General features: G+C 58.9%; 16 protein-coding genes. 5 read left to right on the forward strand and 11 right to left on the reverse strand.

The window, feature by feature from the left end; all coding sequences use genetic code 11:
• Positions 1-39: 39 nt before the first annotated feature.
• The 3 genes from VNZ60_RS25240 (at position 40) to VNZ60_RS08305 (ending at position 3148) form a co-directional block, all read left to right on the forward strand.
• A complete protein-coding gene (locus VNZ60_RS25240) occupies positions 40-174 on the forward strand; it encodes a hypothetical protein (protein ID WP_414648802.1) in 135 nt (44 codons plus the stop codon).
• 56 nt (positions 175-230) lie between these two features.
• On the forward strand, positions 231-980 hold the full coding sequence (locus tag VNZ60_RS08300) for an MgtC/SapB family protein (RefSeq protein ID WP_325657998.1): 750 nt from the start codon (positions 231-233) through the stop codon (positions 978-980).
• Positions 981-1177: 197 nt separating this feature from the next.
• The gene (locus tag VNZ60_RS08305) at positions 1178-3148 is read left to right on the forward strand and encodes an APC family permease (protein WP_325658000.1); all 1971 of its coding nucleotides are present in this window, start codon (positions 1178-1180) and stop codon (positions 3146-3148) included.
• A 64-nt stretch (positions 3149-3212) separates the two neighbouring features.
• Here the strand turns inward: VNZ60_RS08305 and VNZ60_RS08310 are convergent, their stop codons facing one another.
• From VNZ60_RS08310 to dctP, 11 genes are all read right to left on the reverse strand, one after another.
• Positions 3213-3647 (reverse strand): universal stress protein, encoded by a 435-nt coding sequence (locus tag VNZ60_RS08310; protein ID WP_325658002.1) that lies wholly within the window; start codon positions 3645-3647, stop codon positions 3213-3215.
• Positions 3648-3821: 174 nt separating this feature from the next.
• A complete protein-coding gene (locus VNZ60_RS08315; protein ID WP_325658004.1) occupies positions 3822-4748 on the reverse strand; it encodes an ACP S-malonyltransferase in 927 nt (308 codons plus the stop codon).
• A 122-nt stretch (positions 4749-4870) separates the two neighbouring features.
• Positions 4871-5806, reverse strand: a complete 936-nt coding sequence (gene mdcB, locus VNZ60_RS08320) for a triphosphoribosyl-dephospho-CoA synthase MdcB (protein WP_414648799.1) — start codon at positions 5804-5806, stop codon at positions 4871-4873.
• Positions 5803-6468 (reverse strand): malonate decarboxylase holo-[acyl-carrier-protein] synthase, encoded by a 666-nt coding sequence (mdcG, locus tag VNZ60_RS08325; protein WP_325658006.1) that lies wholly within the window; start codon positions 6466-6468, stop codon positions 5803-5805. Before mdcG ends, mdcB begins: the two co-directional genes overlap by 4 nt.
• Positions 6452-7162: a biotin-independent malonate decarboxylase subunit gamma gene (locus VNZ60_RS08330; RefSeq protein WP_325658343.1), complete on the reverse strand. Its 711-nt coding sequence runs from the start codon at positions 7160-7162 to the stop codon at positions 6452-6454. The genes mdcG and VNZ60_RS08330 overlap by 17 nt, the downstream gene beginning before the upstream one ends.
• Positions 7163-7188: 26 nt before the next feature.
• Entirely contained in the window at positions 7189-8088 is a 900-nt protein-coding gene (locus tag VNZ60_RS08335; RefSeq protein ID WP_325658008.1) for a biotin-independent malonate decarboxylase subunit beta, read from the reverse strand.
• Entirely contained in the window at positions 8085-8399 is a 315-nt protein-coding gene (gene mdcC / locus VNZ60_RS08340) for a malonate decarboxylase acyl carrier protein (protein WP_325658010.1), read from the reverse strand. The genes VNZ60_RS08335 and mdcC overlap by 4 nt, the downstream gene beginning before the upstream one ends.
• A gap of 31 nt (positions 8400-8430) precedes the next feature.
• Positions 8431-10122, reverse strand: coding sequence for a malonate decarboxylase subunit alpha (mdcA, locus tag VNZ60_RS08345; RefSeq protein WP_325658011.1), 1692 nt, complete (start codon positions 10120-10122; stop codon positions 8431-8433).
• Complete coding sequence (locus VNZ60_RS08350; protein ID WP_325658013.1) at positions 10122-11471, reverse strand: TRAP transporter large permease; 1350 nt, start codon at positions 11469-11471, stop codon at positions 10122-10124. The genes mdcA and VNZ60_RS08350 overlap by 1 nt, the downstream gene beginning before the upstream one ends.
• Positions 11471-12070 carry a TRAP transporter small permease gene (locus tag VNZ60_RS08355; protein ID WP_325658015.1) on the reverse strand — a complete coding sequence of 200 codons (600 nt, stop codon included), beginning with the start codon at positions 12068-12070 and terminating at the stop codon, positions 11471-11473. The genes VNZ60_RS08350 and VNZ60_RS08355 overlap by 1 nt, the downstream gene beginning before the upstream one ends.
• Positions 12067-13086, reverse strand: a complete 1020-nt coding sequence (gene dctP, locus VNZ60_RS08360; protein WP_325658017.1) for a TRAP transporter substrate-binding protein DctP — start codon at positions 13084-13086, stop codon at positions 12067-12069. Before dctP ends, VNZ60_RS08355 begins: the two co-directional genes overlap by 4 nt.
• 196 nt (positions 13087-13282) lie before the next feature.
• Between dctP and VNZ60_RS08365 the strand changes: the two genes are divergently transcribed.
• Positions 13283-13972 carry a GntR family transcriptional regulator gene (locus VNZ60_RS08365; RefSeq protein ID WP_325658019.1) on the forward strand — a complete coding sequence of 230 codons (690 nt, stop codon included), beginning with the start codon at positions 13283-13285 and terminating at the stop codon, positions 13970-13972.
• A 438-nt stretch (positions 13973-14410) separates the two neighbouring features.
• Positions 14411-15298 carry a hypothetical protein gene (locus VNZ60_RS08370; RefSeq protein WP_325658021.1) on the forward strand — a complete coding sequence of 296 codons (888 nt, stop codon included), beginning with the start codon at positions 14411-14413 and terminating at the stop codon, positions 15296-15298.
• The last annotated feature ends 35 nt before the right edge of the window (positions 15299-15333 follow it).

Here is a 15333-nt window from a genome sequence, read left to right on the forward strand (position 1 = left end):
TGAATAGCACCAGCCGTTATCAACGGCGAGCTCAATGAAATCGGGCAGGTGCAGACTTTGCGCTGGTGGAAGCATTTGTGGCATCGCTACAAAAACCCGCTCAGCCTGCTGCTTACGGTCCTGGCAACGATCTCTTACTTCACCGACGACGCCAAAGGCGCCATTTCACAGTGAGGTTTACTCTAAAGCCGATTCCCGGGATACTGAAAAAAAACCCAAAAAGAAAAGGTATGGACATTCTTTCATTTAATGCGCTGGCCGCGTATTGGTCTGCCCCCGAGACCACAGCCAATATCCTCATATTCTTCAACTTGCTGGGAGCCTTGTTTTTAGGCGCGCTGGTCGGTTACGAACGGGCTTATCACGGCCGCGCCGCCGGCATGCGCACCTACGGCCTGGTATGCATGGCTTCGGCCGGACTGACTGTCTTCGTCGGCTACCCGGCGCTCTGGTACGGCGGCCACGCCGGCCTGCCCATCAATCCGGACCCGACCCGGGTAGTGCAAGGTATCGTCACCGGCATCGGCTTTCTTGGCGCCGGTGTAATCATGAAAGAAGGCCTGAATATCAGGGGACTCACCACCGCGGCGTCGATTTGGGCGTCGTCGGCGATTGGGATACTGGTGGGTGTCGGCTTTTACATAGCGGCGATATCGCTCACGCTGCTATCCACCATGTGCATGGTTTGGGTAGCGAAGCTTGAATACTGGCTGCCGTCGCGTGCCGGCGTGGCCGTCCTGGTTGAGTTCGAAAAGGGCTTTGTCCCGCGCGAGGATGCGCTGCGCAAGATCGCTTTGGAGCATGGCTATGAGATTGCCGCCGGCTCGCTGTCGATCAATTCTCAGGACAGACATGCGAAATGGCATTTCATCGCCTTCGCCATTGATAGCAAGAAAGGCAGCTCGGTTTCTGAGCTGGCCCACATGATGAATGCTTACGAAGGGGTGCTGAATTTTGATTTGACCCACTGTCGCAACTGAGTTGTAACTGAATTGATATCCCGGACTCTGATCGATATCGCCGCACCGCTGCGCCCGAGCGCAGCAAATCTGCGCGTAATCAGATTGATAAGCCTGGATCCGTGGATTAGTATGGAACGATACGGCTCTCCGTGATTGCCACGGGATGCGCGTATCGGCATATTCGACAACGCATCCAAGCTTTACACGGGAGCAACATGGCTTCCCTAAAAAAAATCCGCGAATTCGTTATCGGCGCCGCTCTTGATCCGCTGAATCCGAGCACGCGCCATGCCATTGCCGTAACACCGATACTTGCCTGGGTCGGCCTCGGTGCGGATGGTCTCTCGTCATCCTGCTATGGTCCTGAAGAAGCCTTCCTGGCCCTTGGTTCCTATCCGCAACTAGGTTTGTTTTTAGCGTTGGCCACGGCGCTTACCGTGTTCATCATCTCGGTCGGCTACAACCAGGTCATCGAGTTATTCCCAACTGGCGGCGGCGGCTACAAGGTTGCCACCGCACTGCTCGGGCCGCGTGCCGGGCTGGTATCCGGCGCCGCACTGCTGGTCGACTATGTCCTCACCATCTCGACTTCGCTCGCCAGCGGCGTCGATGCGTTTTTCAGCCTGCTGCCGCTCGGCGCCCAGACCTTCAAGCTGGCAACCGAACTGATTCTGATCCTGTTGATGTGCGTTCTGAATTTCAGGGGGATGAAGGAATCGATCCTGGTCTTGCTGCCGATCTTCGTCGGTTTCGTCGTGCTCCATCTGGGATTGATCCTGTATGGCGTGTTCAGCCACGCGCAACACCTGCCGATGCTGATTCCCCATACGCTGGAGGTGACGTCTACCCTGTCGCATAACATGGGCTGGATCTTCGTCGCTTCCTTGCTGTTGCGCGCCTATTCCCTGGGGGGCGGGACGTATACCGGACTTGAAGCGGTTTCCAATAATGTCAATATGCTGGCGGAACCGCGCGTACTCAACGGCAAGTGGACCATGTTTTACATGGCGGCGTCGCTGGCATTTACCGCCGGCGGCATCATCCTGCTATACGTCTTGTGGGAAGCCAAGCCGGTTGCCGGACAAACCCTGAATGCGGTGGTGTTTCATCGGATCATCGAGCAGCTCGGATGGGGCACGCCTGTCCTGCAACAGGGCTTGCTGGCGTTGGTGCTGGCGCTGGAAGCGGGCTTGCTGCTGGTTGGCGCGCAAACCGGCTTTCTGGATGGCCCGACGGTGCTGTCGAACATGGCGTCCGACTATTGGGTGCCACGCCATTTCCGCGACTTGTCGACCCGTCTGGTGCGGCAAAACGGCGTGATCGTGATGGGCGCCGCCAGCCTCGCGATACTGCTATGGACGCGCGGCGATGTGTCGGTGCTGGTGGTCCTGTACAGCATCAACGTGTTCCTGACGTTCAGCCTGTCATTATTCGGTTTGTGCATTTACTGGTGGCGCAACCGCAAAGAAGCAAGCAACTGGCTGCTGCGGCTGGGACTGTCAGCCATGGGTTTTACCCTCACAGCGAGTGTGCTGGCGGTCACCTTGTACGAGAAATTTGCGGCGGGCGGATGGCTGACGGTTGTCATCACCAGTAGCGTGATCGCGCTGTGTTTCCTGATCCGCCGCCATTACAACGAAACGCGGGAGCAATTGGCTCAGGCTGACGCAATTTTTTCTGAACCGGCGCCCGTCACAGAAGCTGGCGATTTACCTGAGATCGATCATGAACTGCCGACCGCGATAGTGCTGGTGGGGAAACACCGTGGCGCCAGCATGCACGCCTTGTTATGGGTGCAGCGCTTGTTCCCGGGCCATTTCAAGAACTTCGTGTTCCTCGCCGTGGGCGAGGTGGATGCGCAGAGTTACGAAGGCCAGGAGCAGTTGCATCGCCTGCGGGAGGTGATCGAAGCCTCTTTGCGCTACTACGCGGCGAGTTGCAACCGGCACCAGCTGGCCACAGAGTATCGCGTCGCATTCGGCACGGATCCGGTTGCGGAGTTCGCCACGCTCGCCGAAAAAGTCATGGATGAATACCCCAACAGCGTATGTTTCGCCAGCAAGCTGGTATTCGCGCGCGTCAATTTCCTCACCGCGTGGCTGCATAACCAGACGCCGCTGGAAATTCAGCAACGCCTCCACTTGACGGGCAAGCACATGGTGCTGCTGCCGATGAAGGTGGGCTGAGGGGCTGACTACCGGGGCTGGCTACACATAAAACCTTTGACGACGACGTGATGCGCGCATTCGGTTATCTAATCAGCGTCACCGGCACATGCACCAGATGAATCACTTTGTTCATGGTGGAACCCAGGATCAGGTTGCCCAGAGCTCCTCTGCCATGGGTGCCCATGACAATACAGTCGCACTTTTCGTCTTGAACGTAATCAACGATGCTTTTCGCAATCGGGCCGATACGGGTGCTGGCGATGTAAGGAACGTCTAGCTCTTCGAGCATCCGTTTGGCTGGCTGCAATACCTGATCGGCCGCCGCAGTTTCCATCGCCTTGATTTTATCGAGAGATAAATAAGCTTGAATTTTTCCATCAAGATGTTCTTGCACATTCAATAAATGGATCTGTGCGGGTGTGCCGCTCCTGACCACGCTCTTGACCATCGAACCGGCGTATTGCACGGCTCGCAACGCATAGTCAGAGCCGTCAACCGGGACCAGTATCTTTTGCATCTTTCATCTCGCTTACAAAAAAACTGACGGCATGATCGCGTCCGCAATCGTGGCTACCGGCAGGCTCGTAAATAAGACTAGCAGTTACCAGGTAAATATTTTGTAAACATGCTGATTGATCGCGTAGACGAAACGTAAATAATCAGCAGCAGCCCTTGTTTTCTGTTGCTCATCTTACAAGCGCTGCAGCCAGCTGCGCACACCCTGCAGCGAACGGAATTCGCTTACCGAGCGGCAGGCAATTTGCGGATGACGGGCATGCAACATGCGCGCCAACGCCGCTCCCGGGCCCAGTTCCAGCGCCGCCGTCACACCCTGCTCGGCGCAGGCGTCCATGCATGCGCTCCAGTGTATGGTTTGCGCCATTTGCTGCGACAGCACGGTTATCGCTTGTTCTTTTTTTATCAGCGCCTGGCCGCTTAATCCCGACAACACAGGCAACTGCGGATCTGCTGAAAACTCCTGCCGCAACTGCTGCGCGAACGGTAGCACAGCGCCATCCATCAAGGGCGTGTGGGAAGCCACCGTCACCGGCAGCAGGCGGATTCTGCCGCCCAGATGGGCAATCTCCTTTGCCGCCAGATGCATATCCCGCGCCAGCCCACCGGCGATACAGCTATCGGCGTCGGTCTCGATCGCCACATACAAAGAGTGCTGCGCGAGCAAGGCGGCTAATGAGCGGACAGCGACGCCGTTCACCGCGAACAAGACCTGAGGTGATTCCGCCTGCAAACAAGCATCCATCAATTCTGCGCGCGAAGCCGCCAGCCGGATCGCTTGCGGCGCCGAAACAGCGCCGGCGACATGGTAGGCGGCGATCTCGCCTACGCTATAACCGGCCACCAATGCGGGACCTGGCAACAGCGGCTGCAAAGCCGACCAGACCGCGGCTGTCGCCGCCACAATCAGGGGCTGCGCCAGCCGGTTCGAAAACAGCAGCGCATCGTCAGCCAGTATCTGCTGCAGCGGCTGCCCTAGCTGCGTCTCTGGCAACCACTGCTGCAACAATGCTGCGGCAGCCGGATCGGAGCCCGCCAGATCGAACATGGCGGCATGCTGCCCGCCCTGCCCCGGGCACAGAAGCGCCAGGCGCGCAGTCATGTTCGATCTCTATGTGGACGCTGTGGAATACAGCAGTACGTAACCATCCTTGCCGATCACTGTCAATTCAATGGAGTGCGTGTAGACCGATAACGGCTGGGCCGATCGGCACAGGCGCTCGATCACCGCAGGTAGCTAAGCCCATGCAGAAAATAAGTGGCGGCCAATAAATCGGCTGCGCCACCGGGTGATAGCTTATCCCGAATAAATACCTTATGACAACTAATTGCACGCTCGCGCCAATCATTTGTTGCGCTGCCGCCCGCCTCCAGGAACTGGCGTGCGCTGCTTCTTACCTTGTCGGCCCCGGCCGGGCCGCCCCTATGGTAGAGATTGGTGTCGCTGATGCTCGCCATCAAGGCGAACAAGGTATCGATCGCGGCCGCATCGTAGCCGCGCGCGGCGCCCAGCGTCTGCAGAAAGCGTGGCAGGGCGATCTCGAACAATGATGGGAAACCCAGGGCTGCCTCTTCACTGGCGCCGCTGACCGCATATTGTTGCGCCACCTGGCGGCCATGCGAGATCACCGCCCGCTCTTGCATATGGCGACTCAAGCCATCGCCCCACTGGATCAGCAGGGTGGCGCGGATCGCCGCGGCCGACAAGGGCAAGGGCATGCTGCGGCCACGGCAATAACCGGCCGCAGCACACAGCAAACCGAGGCAAAAAATCGCGCCCCTATGGGTGTTGACGCCGCCGGTGGCTTGCAACATGGTTTGCTCGGCGTCCATGCCCAATTGCTTCAACATGGCGAATTCCTTGCCTGCCATGCCGGCCCGTGTAATCCGGATGAAATAATGGCGCAGCGCAAACAGGCTGCGCATGAAAGTGCCGGCGTCCATGTCATCATGGCTGCCGCTGTCCAGCGGCGACACCAGGCCGGGTTTTGGATAAAGCTGCAATTCGCGATACAGGCTGCGCAAGGCCAATTGCCCAAGCCTCAGGCAAAACGTCCGCTGCTGGCGCACGCACTGCCGTTGCATGTCTTCACGGCGCAGCTGTGGCGACGGCAGCGCCGCTCTGCTTGGTGAGTCAGCCGGGAAGTTGCTCAACATCATGCGTGTTCCAGGGTTGCGATCAGGCTGGCCAACGGTGTCAGCTTGACGGCGTCCCCGCTCTTCACCAATACCCGTTGCTGGCTGCCTGCCTGCAGCGCTTGCAGGCACTCCTTCCAGGCCACCGCCTGGCCGTCAGCGAAAACGATCTCGCCATCCAGCGGCAGCTGCGTTGCATATTGCGCCAGCAAGCCGACGCCACAATTGAACTCAGCCACGGTGCGGGGCGCAAACAGCAGATCGATATCCGAAGCCGAGCGTACATAGTCTTGCTGCGTCAGGATTTGCCATGCCCATGAGCCATAGATCCGCAGCGCGATGCCGCTGTGCAGACAATCGCCGGCAAAGGCGTGCAGCGCTGGGCTCCAGCCAGGTGGCGCGTGCATCAGGGCTAATCTCAATGTGAGCGGATCGGTAATCCGCTGGATGTCGGCAAGCTGCGCCTTGAACGGAATGCGGGTCTTGTCGCCGTTGGCGTCGGGCGGCAGCGCCAAGCCCAGGCACAATTGATCCGGCGGGGTATCGGCTTCGCGCCGACGCATGACCGCCGGCCAGGCATTCAGTTGCCAGCGCTCCAGCACAGCCCTATAGTCCGCCGCCATCGAAGCCGCTGCGCGTTGCCAGCCGTCGGCGCTGAGCCAGACCAGGTTATGGCGGGCCAGCATGATCGATCACCGCCTGCGTTACCGTCCAGGCCTGGCTGCGGCCGCCGCGCTGCAGGCCGGCTGCGCTGCGCTGGTCTTGCGGGTTGGCGCTATTCAGCGCCAGTATCAATTGCTGCGCCAGATCGGCATCCCAGATCGCTTCGATGCCGCCCATATGCAGATAATTGACGGCGCCGGGCGCAAATACCGGATTGCTCTTGGCCAGTTCCGTCAATCTTGCTTCCGGCACCTTGGTAATCCGCGCCATGGCGGCCAGGCCCATGACGCGGATGCTAGCTTGCGGCAAGGCGTAGCAAGCGTCAGCCATCAAGCCGCTGGTGATAAAGCCGCCGGACAGGGCCTGGTCGTATACCAGGCCGACGATCTTGTGTTGCCGGCGCCGCGCCAGATCTATGCATTTTGCCAGTTGCGCCATATAGCTGTTGATGCCCAGCATTTCATCGCGATGACGCAGGCGCTGACCTTGGGTGTCGACCAGGATCACGATAGCCCGCTGCGGAAAATTACGCACCGTGGCCAGGATCGCCTGCGCCTGCATCAAGGCGATTTCAACCCCGATCGCCGCATGGCCGGTGGTACCGATCACCGTCACGGTGTTGCCGTCGACCTGCGCCGTACCGGTTAAAAAATTATCTTGTTCAACCACCGTATGGCCGCCCGGGAACAGCGTCGCCGCCAGGGTTTTCCAATCCACGCTTGTGCTCACGCTTTTTCTCATATTCATGCTCCCAAGCGCAGTGCGGCGGTAGCGGTCACGAAAGCCTCTGCTTCCAGCATCGGCAACCGGGCAGCATCGGCAATCCCGATCTGGGCCCAGATATCGAGCGGATCGGCAGCCTGGCCAAAGCGGTCGACGCGATCCTGCAATAGCTGTTGTTCGGCCTCCAGCGCCGCCAGCGTCAAGCCGATGCTGTCGGCCTTGGCGTGGCATTGCTGCGCCAGCTCAAACGCGGCTTGGCGAAACGCTGCACTGCTGTCAGCCACCAGCAGCTGGCAATCGCCCAGCAGATAACGATGCTTGCCGCCGCAGGTACGCCATACCAGGGCCCGGTCGCGTGAATCGAACTCTTCGACGCCGTTGGCGGTTTCAATCACTTCCGGCCCCGACATCGCCAGCCGCCCTTCTTCCGACATCACGATCGCATTGGCGCAGCGGGCGACGATGCCCATGCCGCCGAAACAACCGTTGGAGCCGCCGATCAGGACGATTACCGGAATCCCGGCAGCGCGCACCTCCAGCAAGGCGCGCATCACCTCGGACACGGCGATCAGGCCGGCATTGGCTTCGTGCAGGCGCACGCCACCGCTTTCCAGCAGCAGCACTACCGCATACGGTCGCTCGCGTACTGCGCGCAGCAACAAACCGGTGAGTTTGGCGCCGTGCACCTCGCCCACCGCGCCGCCCATGAAACCGCCCTCTTGCGCCGCCACGAATACACACTCGCCGAACAAGCGGCCCTGGCCGATGGCGACACCGTCGTCAAACGATACCGGCGCATCCAGTTGATCCAGATGCGGGCTGACCAACCGCAATGCGGGCGGCAGGAATTCGTAAAAGCTGCCAGCGTCCAGCACGGCGGATAAACGTTCGCGCGCATTCGCTTCCAGGTAACTGCTCATGGCATGCCCCCTGTCATGGCTTCCAGCGCCTGGTCGAGGCGCAGGCTGACCACCGCCGGCGTGGCACCCATGTCGTTGATGGCGATACGCGCATCGGCCAGTTGCCAGCGTTGCTGGAAATCACCCAGCACCGCTTCCCAGATGGCGCCGAAACCGCGTGCGGCGGTCTTGATTTCAATCGTGCAAGCGCCGTTTAGCGCGGCTGATTCGACCAGCACTTCCAGATTGCCCGAGCTGACTACACCGGATAACTGGGCAGTAGCAGGCAAGCGACGCTGACCGTGTTCAAAACGAAAATTCAAGGTTTCCATTCACCAGCTCCTAGAGCCTGTTCATCCGTCTTTACCAGTTTCTGAAGCGTTTTGGCGGGCTGTACAAACCGCCAGAAGCACGCACCAGGTCCTTCATGCTTTTCGCCGCCAGCAAGTCACGCGTCGCCAGCCGCTTGTCTATCCCGAGATCTTCAGGCCGCTGGATAATCCCGCGGTCGCGCAGGTTCTCCACCATGCGCTTGTCGCGCCCAAGCCCGACCGGCGTGTAGCCGGCGACGCCGCGCACTGCCTGTTCGCGCTCTTCGTCGCTGCGGCATAACAGCAAATTGGCCAGCCCTTCTTCGGTCAGGATGTGGCTCACGTCTTCGCCATAAATCATCACCGGCGGCAGCGCCATATCGGCTTGTTCTGCCAGTTCCCAGGCGTCCAGCCGTTCGACGAAGGCCGGCTGCATGTGTTCGCGGAAAGTCTCGACGATTTGCACCACCAGTTTTTGTCCACGCGGAATCAGATTCTTGCCGTCGCGCGCCTGGCGTCCGGCTTTCAACCAGGCCGGGCTGACGTGGCGCCGTCCACGCGCATCGGCGCCCATGTTCGGCGCACCGCCGAAACCGGCGATGCGGCCGGCGGTGGCGGTCGATGAATTGCCCTGCAAATCGATTTGCAGGGTTGAGCCGATGAACATGTCGCAAGCATAGTGGCCGGCCATCTGGCTGAAGGCGCGATTACTGCGCATGGAGCCGTCGCCGCCGACGAAGAAAACATCCGAGCGGGCCCGTATGTAATCCTCCATCCCCAGTTCGGAACCGAAGCAATGGATCGACTCGACGAAACCCGCTTCAATCGCCGGGATCAGTGCCGGATGCGGATTGAGCGCCCAGTGCTGGCAGATCTTGCCTTTCAAACCCAGCGATGCGGCATAGGTCGGCAGGATAAGTTCGATCGCGGCGGTATCGAAACCGATGCCGTGGTTCAGCCGCTGCACCTGGTATTCGGCATAGATACCCTTGATCGCCATCATCGCCATCAACACCTGGATCTCGGATATCTGCGCCGGATCGCGGGTAAACAGCGGCTCGATATAGTGCGGCGTCGGCGCCTCCACCACGAAGCTGACCCAGTCAGCCGGGATATCCACCCGTGGCAGGACGTCTACGATCTGGTTGACTTGCGCAATGACGATACCGCCGCTGAAGGCGGTGGCTTCGACAATCGCCGGCGTGTCCTCGGTATTCGGCCCGGTATAGAGATTGCCGTGGCGGTCTGCTGCCTGCGCCGCCACCAGCGCTACGCGTGGCGTCAAATCGACGAAATAACGGCCAAACAATTCCAGATAAGTATGGATCGCGCCGATATTCAGTTTGCCGGCCGCCACCAGCCGCGCCAGCCGCACCGCCTGCGGCCCGGAAAAAGAAAAATCCAGGCGCTCGGCGACGCCGTTTTCAAACACATCCAGATGCTCCGGCAAGGCCAGCACTGACAACAACATGTGCAAACCGTTGATGCGGGCCGGATCGAGCCTGGCTAGCGCCTTGGCCAGGAAATCGGCCTGTTTCTGGTTATTCCCCTCCAGGCAAACCCGGTCGCCGGATTCCAGCACGCTGTACAGCAGATCGGCGATCCTTGCCGCTTCTACCAGTTTGCCTTTGCAGGCACTGCCAAGGACGCCAGCGGCGCGCTGCAAGCGCTGTGCCCGATTGGCATTGCGCAAATCCCAGCGCCGGCTGCCGTTCGCGTTGGCGTTGGCATTGGCGTCATTCATCACCTGGCTCCCATCAACAGATCCGGCACCCCGGTCACGATGCCAGGGAACAGGCACAACAGGATGATCGCCAGGAACATCAGCAGCAGGAACGGCAGCGTGCCCTTGATCACATCCGACAAAGGAATATCGGGCGCGATATTCTTGATGACAAACAGGTTCAAGCCCACTGGCGGATGGATCAGCCCCATTTCCATCACCACCGTCATCACCACGCCGAACCAGATCAGGTCAAACCCGGCCTCGCGCAGCGGCGGCAAGATGATAGGCGCGGTCATCAGGATGATCGACACCGGCGGCAGGAAGAAACCAAGCACGATCACCATCAGCAGGATCACCGCCAGCAACAGCCATTTCGACAGATGCAGCGCCACCACCCATTGCGCCGCCGACTGACTGATATGCAGGTAACTCATCACATACGAATACAGCAGAGACATGCCGATAATCAGCAGCAGCATGCAGGATTCCTTGATGGTCGAATTCAGGAACGGCGCCAGGTCGCGCGGCCGCCACATGCGATACACCACCGCGATCAGCACGATCGCCAGCAATGCGCCCAAGCCGGCAGTCTCGGACGGCGTCGCAAAACCGCCATACAAGGCGATCATCACGCCGATCAGCAAAATCAGGAAAGGCAGCACGCGCGGCAGCATTTCGACTTTTTGCGCCAGGGTGAAATGCTCATCATCCAGATAGGCGGATTTGACCCCGCCCTGGCGATAGACCTCGTGCGCAATCCGGTATTCCTTGCGGGCCCGGTACACGGCGTAGCCGGCAAACAGGATCACCAGCAGCACACCGGGGCCGACTCCAGCCAGGAACAAACGCCCCAGCGATTGTTCCGACGCCACCGCGTACAGGATCATGGTGATCGAAGGCGGCAGCAAGATGCCGAGCGTGCCGCCGGCGGCGATGATGCCGGCCGCGAAGCCCGGCGAATAACCGCGCCGCCGCATTTCCGGAATCCCGGCAGAACCGATTGCCGAACAAGTCGCCGGCGAGGAGCCAGCCATCGCCGCAAACAACGCACAAGCAAAGACGTTGGCAATGCCGAGGCCGCCCGGCACCCTATTCAGCCAGGCATGGATCGCCGAATACAGATCGCGCCCGGCCGGCGATTTGCCGATCGCCGCCCCTTTTAAAATGAACAGGGGAATCGAAAGCAAGGTGACCGAGGCGATTTCCTCGTAGACGTTTTGCGTGATCGTATCGAGCGAAGACGCCGGCATGAAGTAGTACATGAAACCGGTTGCGACCACGCCGAGTGCAAACGCAATCGGCATGCCGGAACACATCACGACAATGGTGACGATGCCATACAGAGCACCTAGGGCAAGCGGACTCATCACTCTCCCGAAACAGTTTGTGGATCAGTCTTTGAATCAGCAGCCGTGCCGCGGTCCGTCAGGCGCGCCAGCACCTGCACCAGCAGTTGCAGCGCGAGCACCGTCATGCCGAGCGCCATCAGCGAATAGGGAATCCACAATGGCGGCGCAAAAGTGGATGAGGTGGTCTGCCCCTCCGACCATGCTTCATGGAACAGCGCCCACGATTTCCATGAGAAGAAGCCGCAGAATACGAAAGAAACCAGGTCGACCAGCAGCAAACGCACGGCGTTCACCGCAGCCGGCAAAATCGAAGCCAGGGCTTCGATGCCGATATGGCCGCGATATGACTGGGTGTAAGCGGCGCACAGGAAGATCACGCCGACCAGCATGAACACCGTGGCGTCGTCCTGCCAGTCGGTAGGGACATGGAAGAAATAACGCGCCACCACTGAATACGTCATGATCAGCGCCGTCAGCATCAGCGCTGCCATGGAAAGATATAAGGCTAACTTATTGAAGCGTTCGAGGACCCCGGCCAGGATTGCCACTAGCGGATTGTCCGGGATGGCTGGCAACACAGGCCCGGCGTTTGGCTTCGCGTCGAAGCCGTGGCTCATAGCAGTTTCTCAGCCAGTTTCAGTAATTTGGCGCAGTTGTCGTTTTTGGCAGCGTAGTCCTTCCACGCTGTGTTACGGGCGATGTCCTGCCATTTCTTGACAGTCGCCGCGTTCAAGTCGACCACCTTGGCGCCAGCCTTTTGATATACCGCAGCCACACCGGAATCGTCGAGCCGCGCCGCGTTCAGGGCAAACTTCTCCATATCGGCGCCGACTGCCATCACCGCTACCTGCTGTTCCTTGGTGAGACGGTCGTAAGTCGCCTTGGATATCATCAAGGGTTCCAACATATACCAATAGGCTTTATCGCGGCCGCTGGTCAGACTCTTCGATACTTCTTCCAGGCGGAAGGAAATCAACGAGGTCGACGAGGTCATGGCAGCATCCATCGCGCCGGTCTGCATCGCCGCATAGATTTCATTGGAAGGCAGAGTCACCACTGCAGCGCCGGCTTCTTTCAGGATCATATCCATTTCACGCGAACCGCCGCGCACCTTCAAGCCCTTGGCGTCGGCCGGATCGACGATCGGCTTGCTGCGGGAGGCGACACCGCCGGCCTGCCAGATCCAGCTGACGATGATGACGCCCTTTTCCAGCAGGATGCGCGACAACTCCTTGCCGACTTCCGCATTCTTCCAGGCCGCGCCTTGCTCATACGAAGTCACCAGGCCGGGCATCAGGCCGATGTTTACTTCCGGCACTTCGCCGCCGGCGTAGTTGAGCGGCACCAGGGAGAAATCCAGCGCGCCTTTGCGCAGTGCAGAGAATTGGGAATTGGTCTTCATCAAGGAAGAGCCGGGATAGATTTCGAATTTCAAACTGCCGTTGGTACGCTTGCCGACTTCAGCGGCGAACATGCGTGTCAGGCGATCACGGAAGTCGCCTTCGCTGATGGTGCCGCCGGGAAACTGGTGAGAAATTTTCAAGGCGCCGGACTGCGCCCAGGCTGACGACATAGACCAGAACGGTGTGCTCGCGAGCGCGCCTAGCACCGTCCTCCTGCTGATTAAAGACATATCCCCTCTCCTCTTATGGAAAACCATCACTACAGTTTTAGCTACTTTTCAGGCCATTATTGCTGAAGATAGATGCCATGTATTCTTATTATGTTTCTTTGTATACACAGTATTCCATAAAACATTTTCATGTCAACGAATAAATACGCCTTACAATCAAATCTCGAATACACATAATCCCAGATACGGACCAATTATGCTCACGACAAAAAATCGCTCGGAATCGCTACGCGAAACCATCGAAGAAATGATCGCAGTTGGTGAGTTCCGCCCAGGCCAGCATCTTGATGAAACCGACCTGGCAATCAAGTTCGGCGTTTCCCGCACCCCTGTACGGGAAGCATTGATTCAGCTGGCTTCGATGGGCATCGTAGTGACCCGGCCGCGCCGCGGCACCGTGGTCGCCGAAATCGGTCCGCGCCAGCTGGTGGAGATGTTTGAGGTGATGGCGGAATTCGAAGCCATGTGCGGCCGCCTGGCGGCGCGCAGGATGTCTGGCGACGAACACGCCGGCCTGCTGGCGGCGCACCAGGCCTGCATGGAAGCGCGCGATGCGCATGATCCCGACGCCTATTTCTACAAGAACGAAGCTTTCCATGACGCCATCTATGAAGGTAGCCATAACGCCTTCCTGGCGGCCCAGGCCAGATCGCTGCATCGCCGGCTAAGGCCTTACCGGCGGCTGCAGCTACGCGTGCGCGACCGCTTGAATGTATCGTATCAGGAACATGACGGCGTAGTGCAAGCCATCATCGCCGGCAACGGCGATCAGACCGCCGACCTGCTGCGCCAGCACATCACGATTCAAGGCGAGCGTTTTGCCGACCTGATTGCCTCGCTGCAGCAGCTGACCGTCAAGCCGGAGCCGCAGTTCAAATACAATTAAGGCTGCGCCGCCTGATCCCGAGGCGCAATCAAGTCGATTGCGCCGCTGTCCCTGGCCACTGTCCCTGGCCGCCATACATCCCCCGCAACAAAAGTTCAACTTGAATGTGGCGCAAACATATCCTAATGTAATTTAGAAATAGTTTCCCTGCGGAACTTTAAAATTATAAAAAAGAACAACATATCAACGGAAATTGAGAAGTGCATTTTCCAATTCAGCACCGCCATTTCTACTCCTTGCGGCGGCATGCAATCCAAAACGGAAGCGGCTGGCAGCTCGCCTGAAGCCGCCGCCGGCAGCAGCAGCAGCAGCGAACCGGTTCGTGGCCAACATCGCCAGGTCGTCACGAAATCCAGGCAATGTTTCCGGCGAATTTGGCTTATTGAATTTGGCTTATTGAATTTAGCTTATTGATTAGCCCTACGCCAGGAGAACACCATGCCAGATCCCTCAGATACTGCGACGCTTGATTACGATACCGACATGCAGACCATCCGCGACTATGTCCAAGCCGTGGTCGAAGCCAAGGCCAAGATCGCTATCGTTCACCTGTCGGCTATCGACAACTTCCAGACCACCGTCCAGTCTGCCTCGCCGACAGAGGCTAAGCCGGATTTTCTCACGGTAGTTTTAAAGTCCGGCCTGAAGATGGCGGAGAAAGTCGCCGTTTCCGCTGTGAAGGACGCCACCGGCGCAGACCTTGGGCCGCTGGTCGATCTGTTGCATGGAATTTCGGACGAGATCGACCGTGCCGCAAAAGCCGCCCAGAGCCTGGCAGTGGGCGACTGGATCAAGACCATCCGCACCGCGGTAACCAACGCCTATGCCCAGGACCAGACGGGGAGCGCGCTGCTCAAAACCATCGAAGACGCCTATAAGCAAAACGATGAAGGTGGACGCGGAGGGTATATCGGAGGTATTCAAAATGAACTGAAAGCCACGCAATCCGTACTGCCGCCGAAGACGGAATTGCTGGAGGCCGCGATGTACACAACCTGGATCAGCCAGAATTTCAACAACGATTGCATTGATGGCACCGGCATCATCTATATACAGTTTGCAGACGACAGCACGTTTAGCTCGGCGGTGGTGCTGGCGCCGCTCGGCGACAAGATCGCCGGGGCCTTGAATAATGTGATGACTGGCGCGGGCAAGAATCAGTTGATGGATCTGGATGTCGTAAAAAAAGTGTGCAAAGGCAGCGACTGCATGTGCTTTGAAGGCAACAACGTGGTGCGCAAGGCGGCGTCCAGCGACGACACGCAAACGTTTCTATCGTCCGCCGACACCTGGAAGCAGGCAACGCTTTTTTCGACGCCGGCTTGAGGGATACTCTCCGCCAACGCACTGGAGGCAGCGAT

The sequence above is a fragment of the Collimonas sp. genome (assembly GCF_035566375.1).
Taxonomy (GTDB): Bacteria; Pseudomonadota; Gammaproteobacteria; order Burkholderiales; family Burkholderiaceae_D; genus Collimonas.

Excerpts from the sequence above, each read along its gene's own strand:
- mdcG (WP_325658006.1), bottom strand. The coding sequence starts at position 6,468 with ATGCTGGCCCGCCATAACCTGGTCTGGCTCAGCGCCGACGGCTGGCAA.
- VNZ60_RS08355 (WP_325658015.1), bottom strand. The coding sequence starts at position 12,070 with ATGAGCCACGGCTTCGACGCGAAGCCAAACGCCGGGCCTGTGTTGCCA.
- VNZ60_RS08370 (WP_325658021.1), top strand. The coding sequence starts at position 14,411 with ATGCCAGATCCCTCAGATACTGCGACGCTTGATTACGATACCGACATG.
- VNZ60_RS08300 (WP_325657998.1), top strand. The coding sequence starts at position 231 with ATGGACATTCTTTCATTTAATGCGCTGGCCGCGTATTGGTCTGCCCCC.
- mdcB (WP_414648799.1), bottom strand. The coding sequence starts at position 5,806 with ATGATGTTGAGCAACTTCCCGGCTGACTCACCAAGCAGAGCGGCGCTG.
- VNZ60_RS08310 (WP_325658002.1), bottom strand. The coding sequence starts at position 3,647 with ATGCAAAAGATACTGGTCCCGGTTGACGGCTCTGACTATGCGTTGCGA.
- VNZ60_RS08315 (WP_325658004.1), bottom strand. The coding sequence starts at position 4,748 with ATGACTGCGCGCCTGGCGCTTCTGTGCCCGGGGCAGGGCGGGCAGCAT.
- mdcA (WP_325658011.1), bottom strand. The coding sequence starts at position 10,122 with ATGAATGACGCCAATGCCAACGCCAACGCGAACGGCAGCCGGCGCTGG.
- VNZ60_RS08350 (WP_325658013.1), bottom strand. The coding sequence starts at position 11,471 with ATGAGTCCGCTTGCCCTAGGTGCTCTGTATGGCATCGTCACCATTGTC.
- dctP (WP_325658017.1), bottom strand. The coding sequence starts at position 13,086 with ATGTCTTTAATCAGCAGGAGGACGGTGCTAGGCGCGCTCGCGAGCACA.
- mdcC (WP_325658010.1), bottom strand. The coding sequence starts at position 8,399 with ATGGAAACCTTGAATTTTCGTTTTGAACACGGTCAGCGTCGCTTGCCT.
- VNZ60_RS08365 (WP_325658019.1), top strand. The coding sequence starts at position 13,283 with ATGCTCACGACAAAAAATCGCTCGGAATCGCTACGCGAAACCATCGAA.
- VNZ60_RS08305 (WP_325658000.1), top strand. The coding sequence starts at position 1,178 with ATGGCTTCCCTAAAAAAAATCCGCGAATTCGTTATCGGCGCCGCTCTT.
- VNZ60_RS08335 (WP_325658008.1), bottom strand. The coding sequence starts at position 8,088 with ATGAGCAGTTACCTGGAAGCGAATGCGCGCGAACGTTTATCCGCCGTG.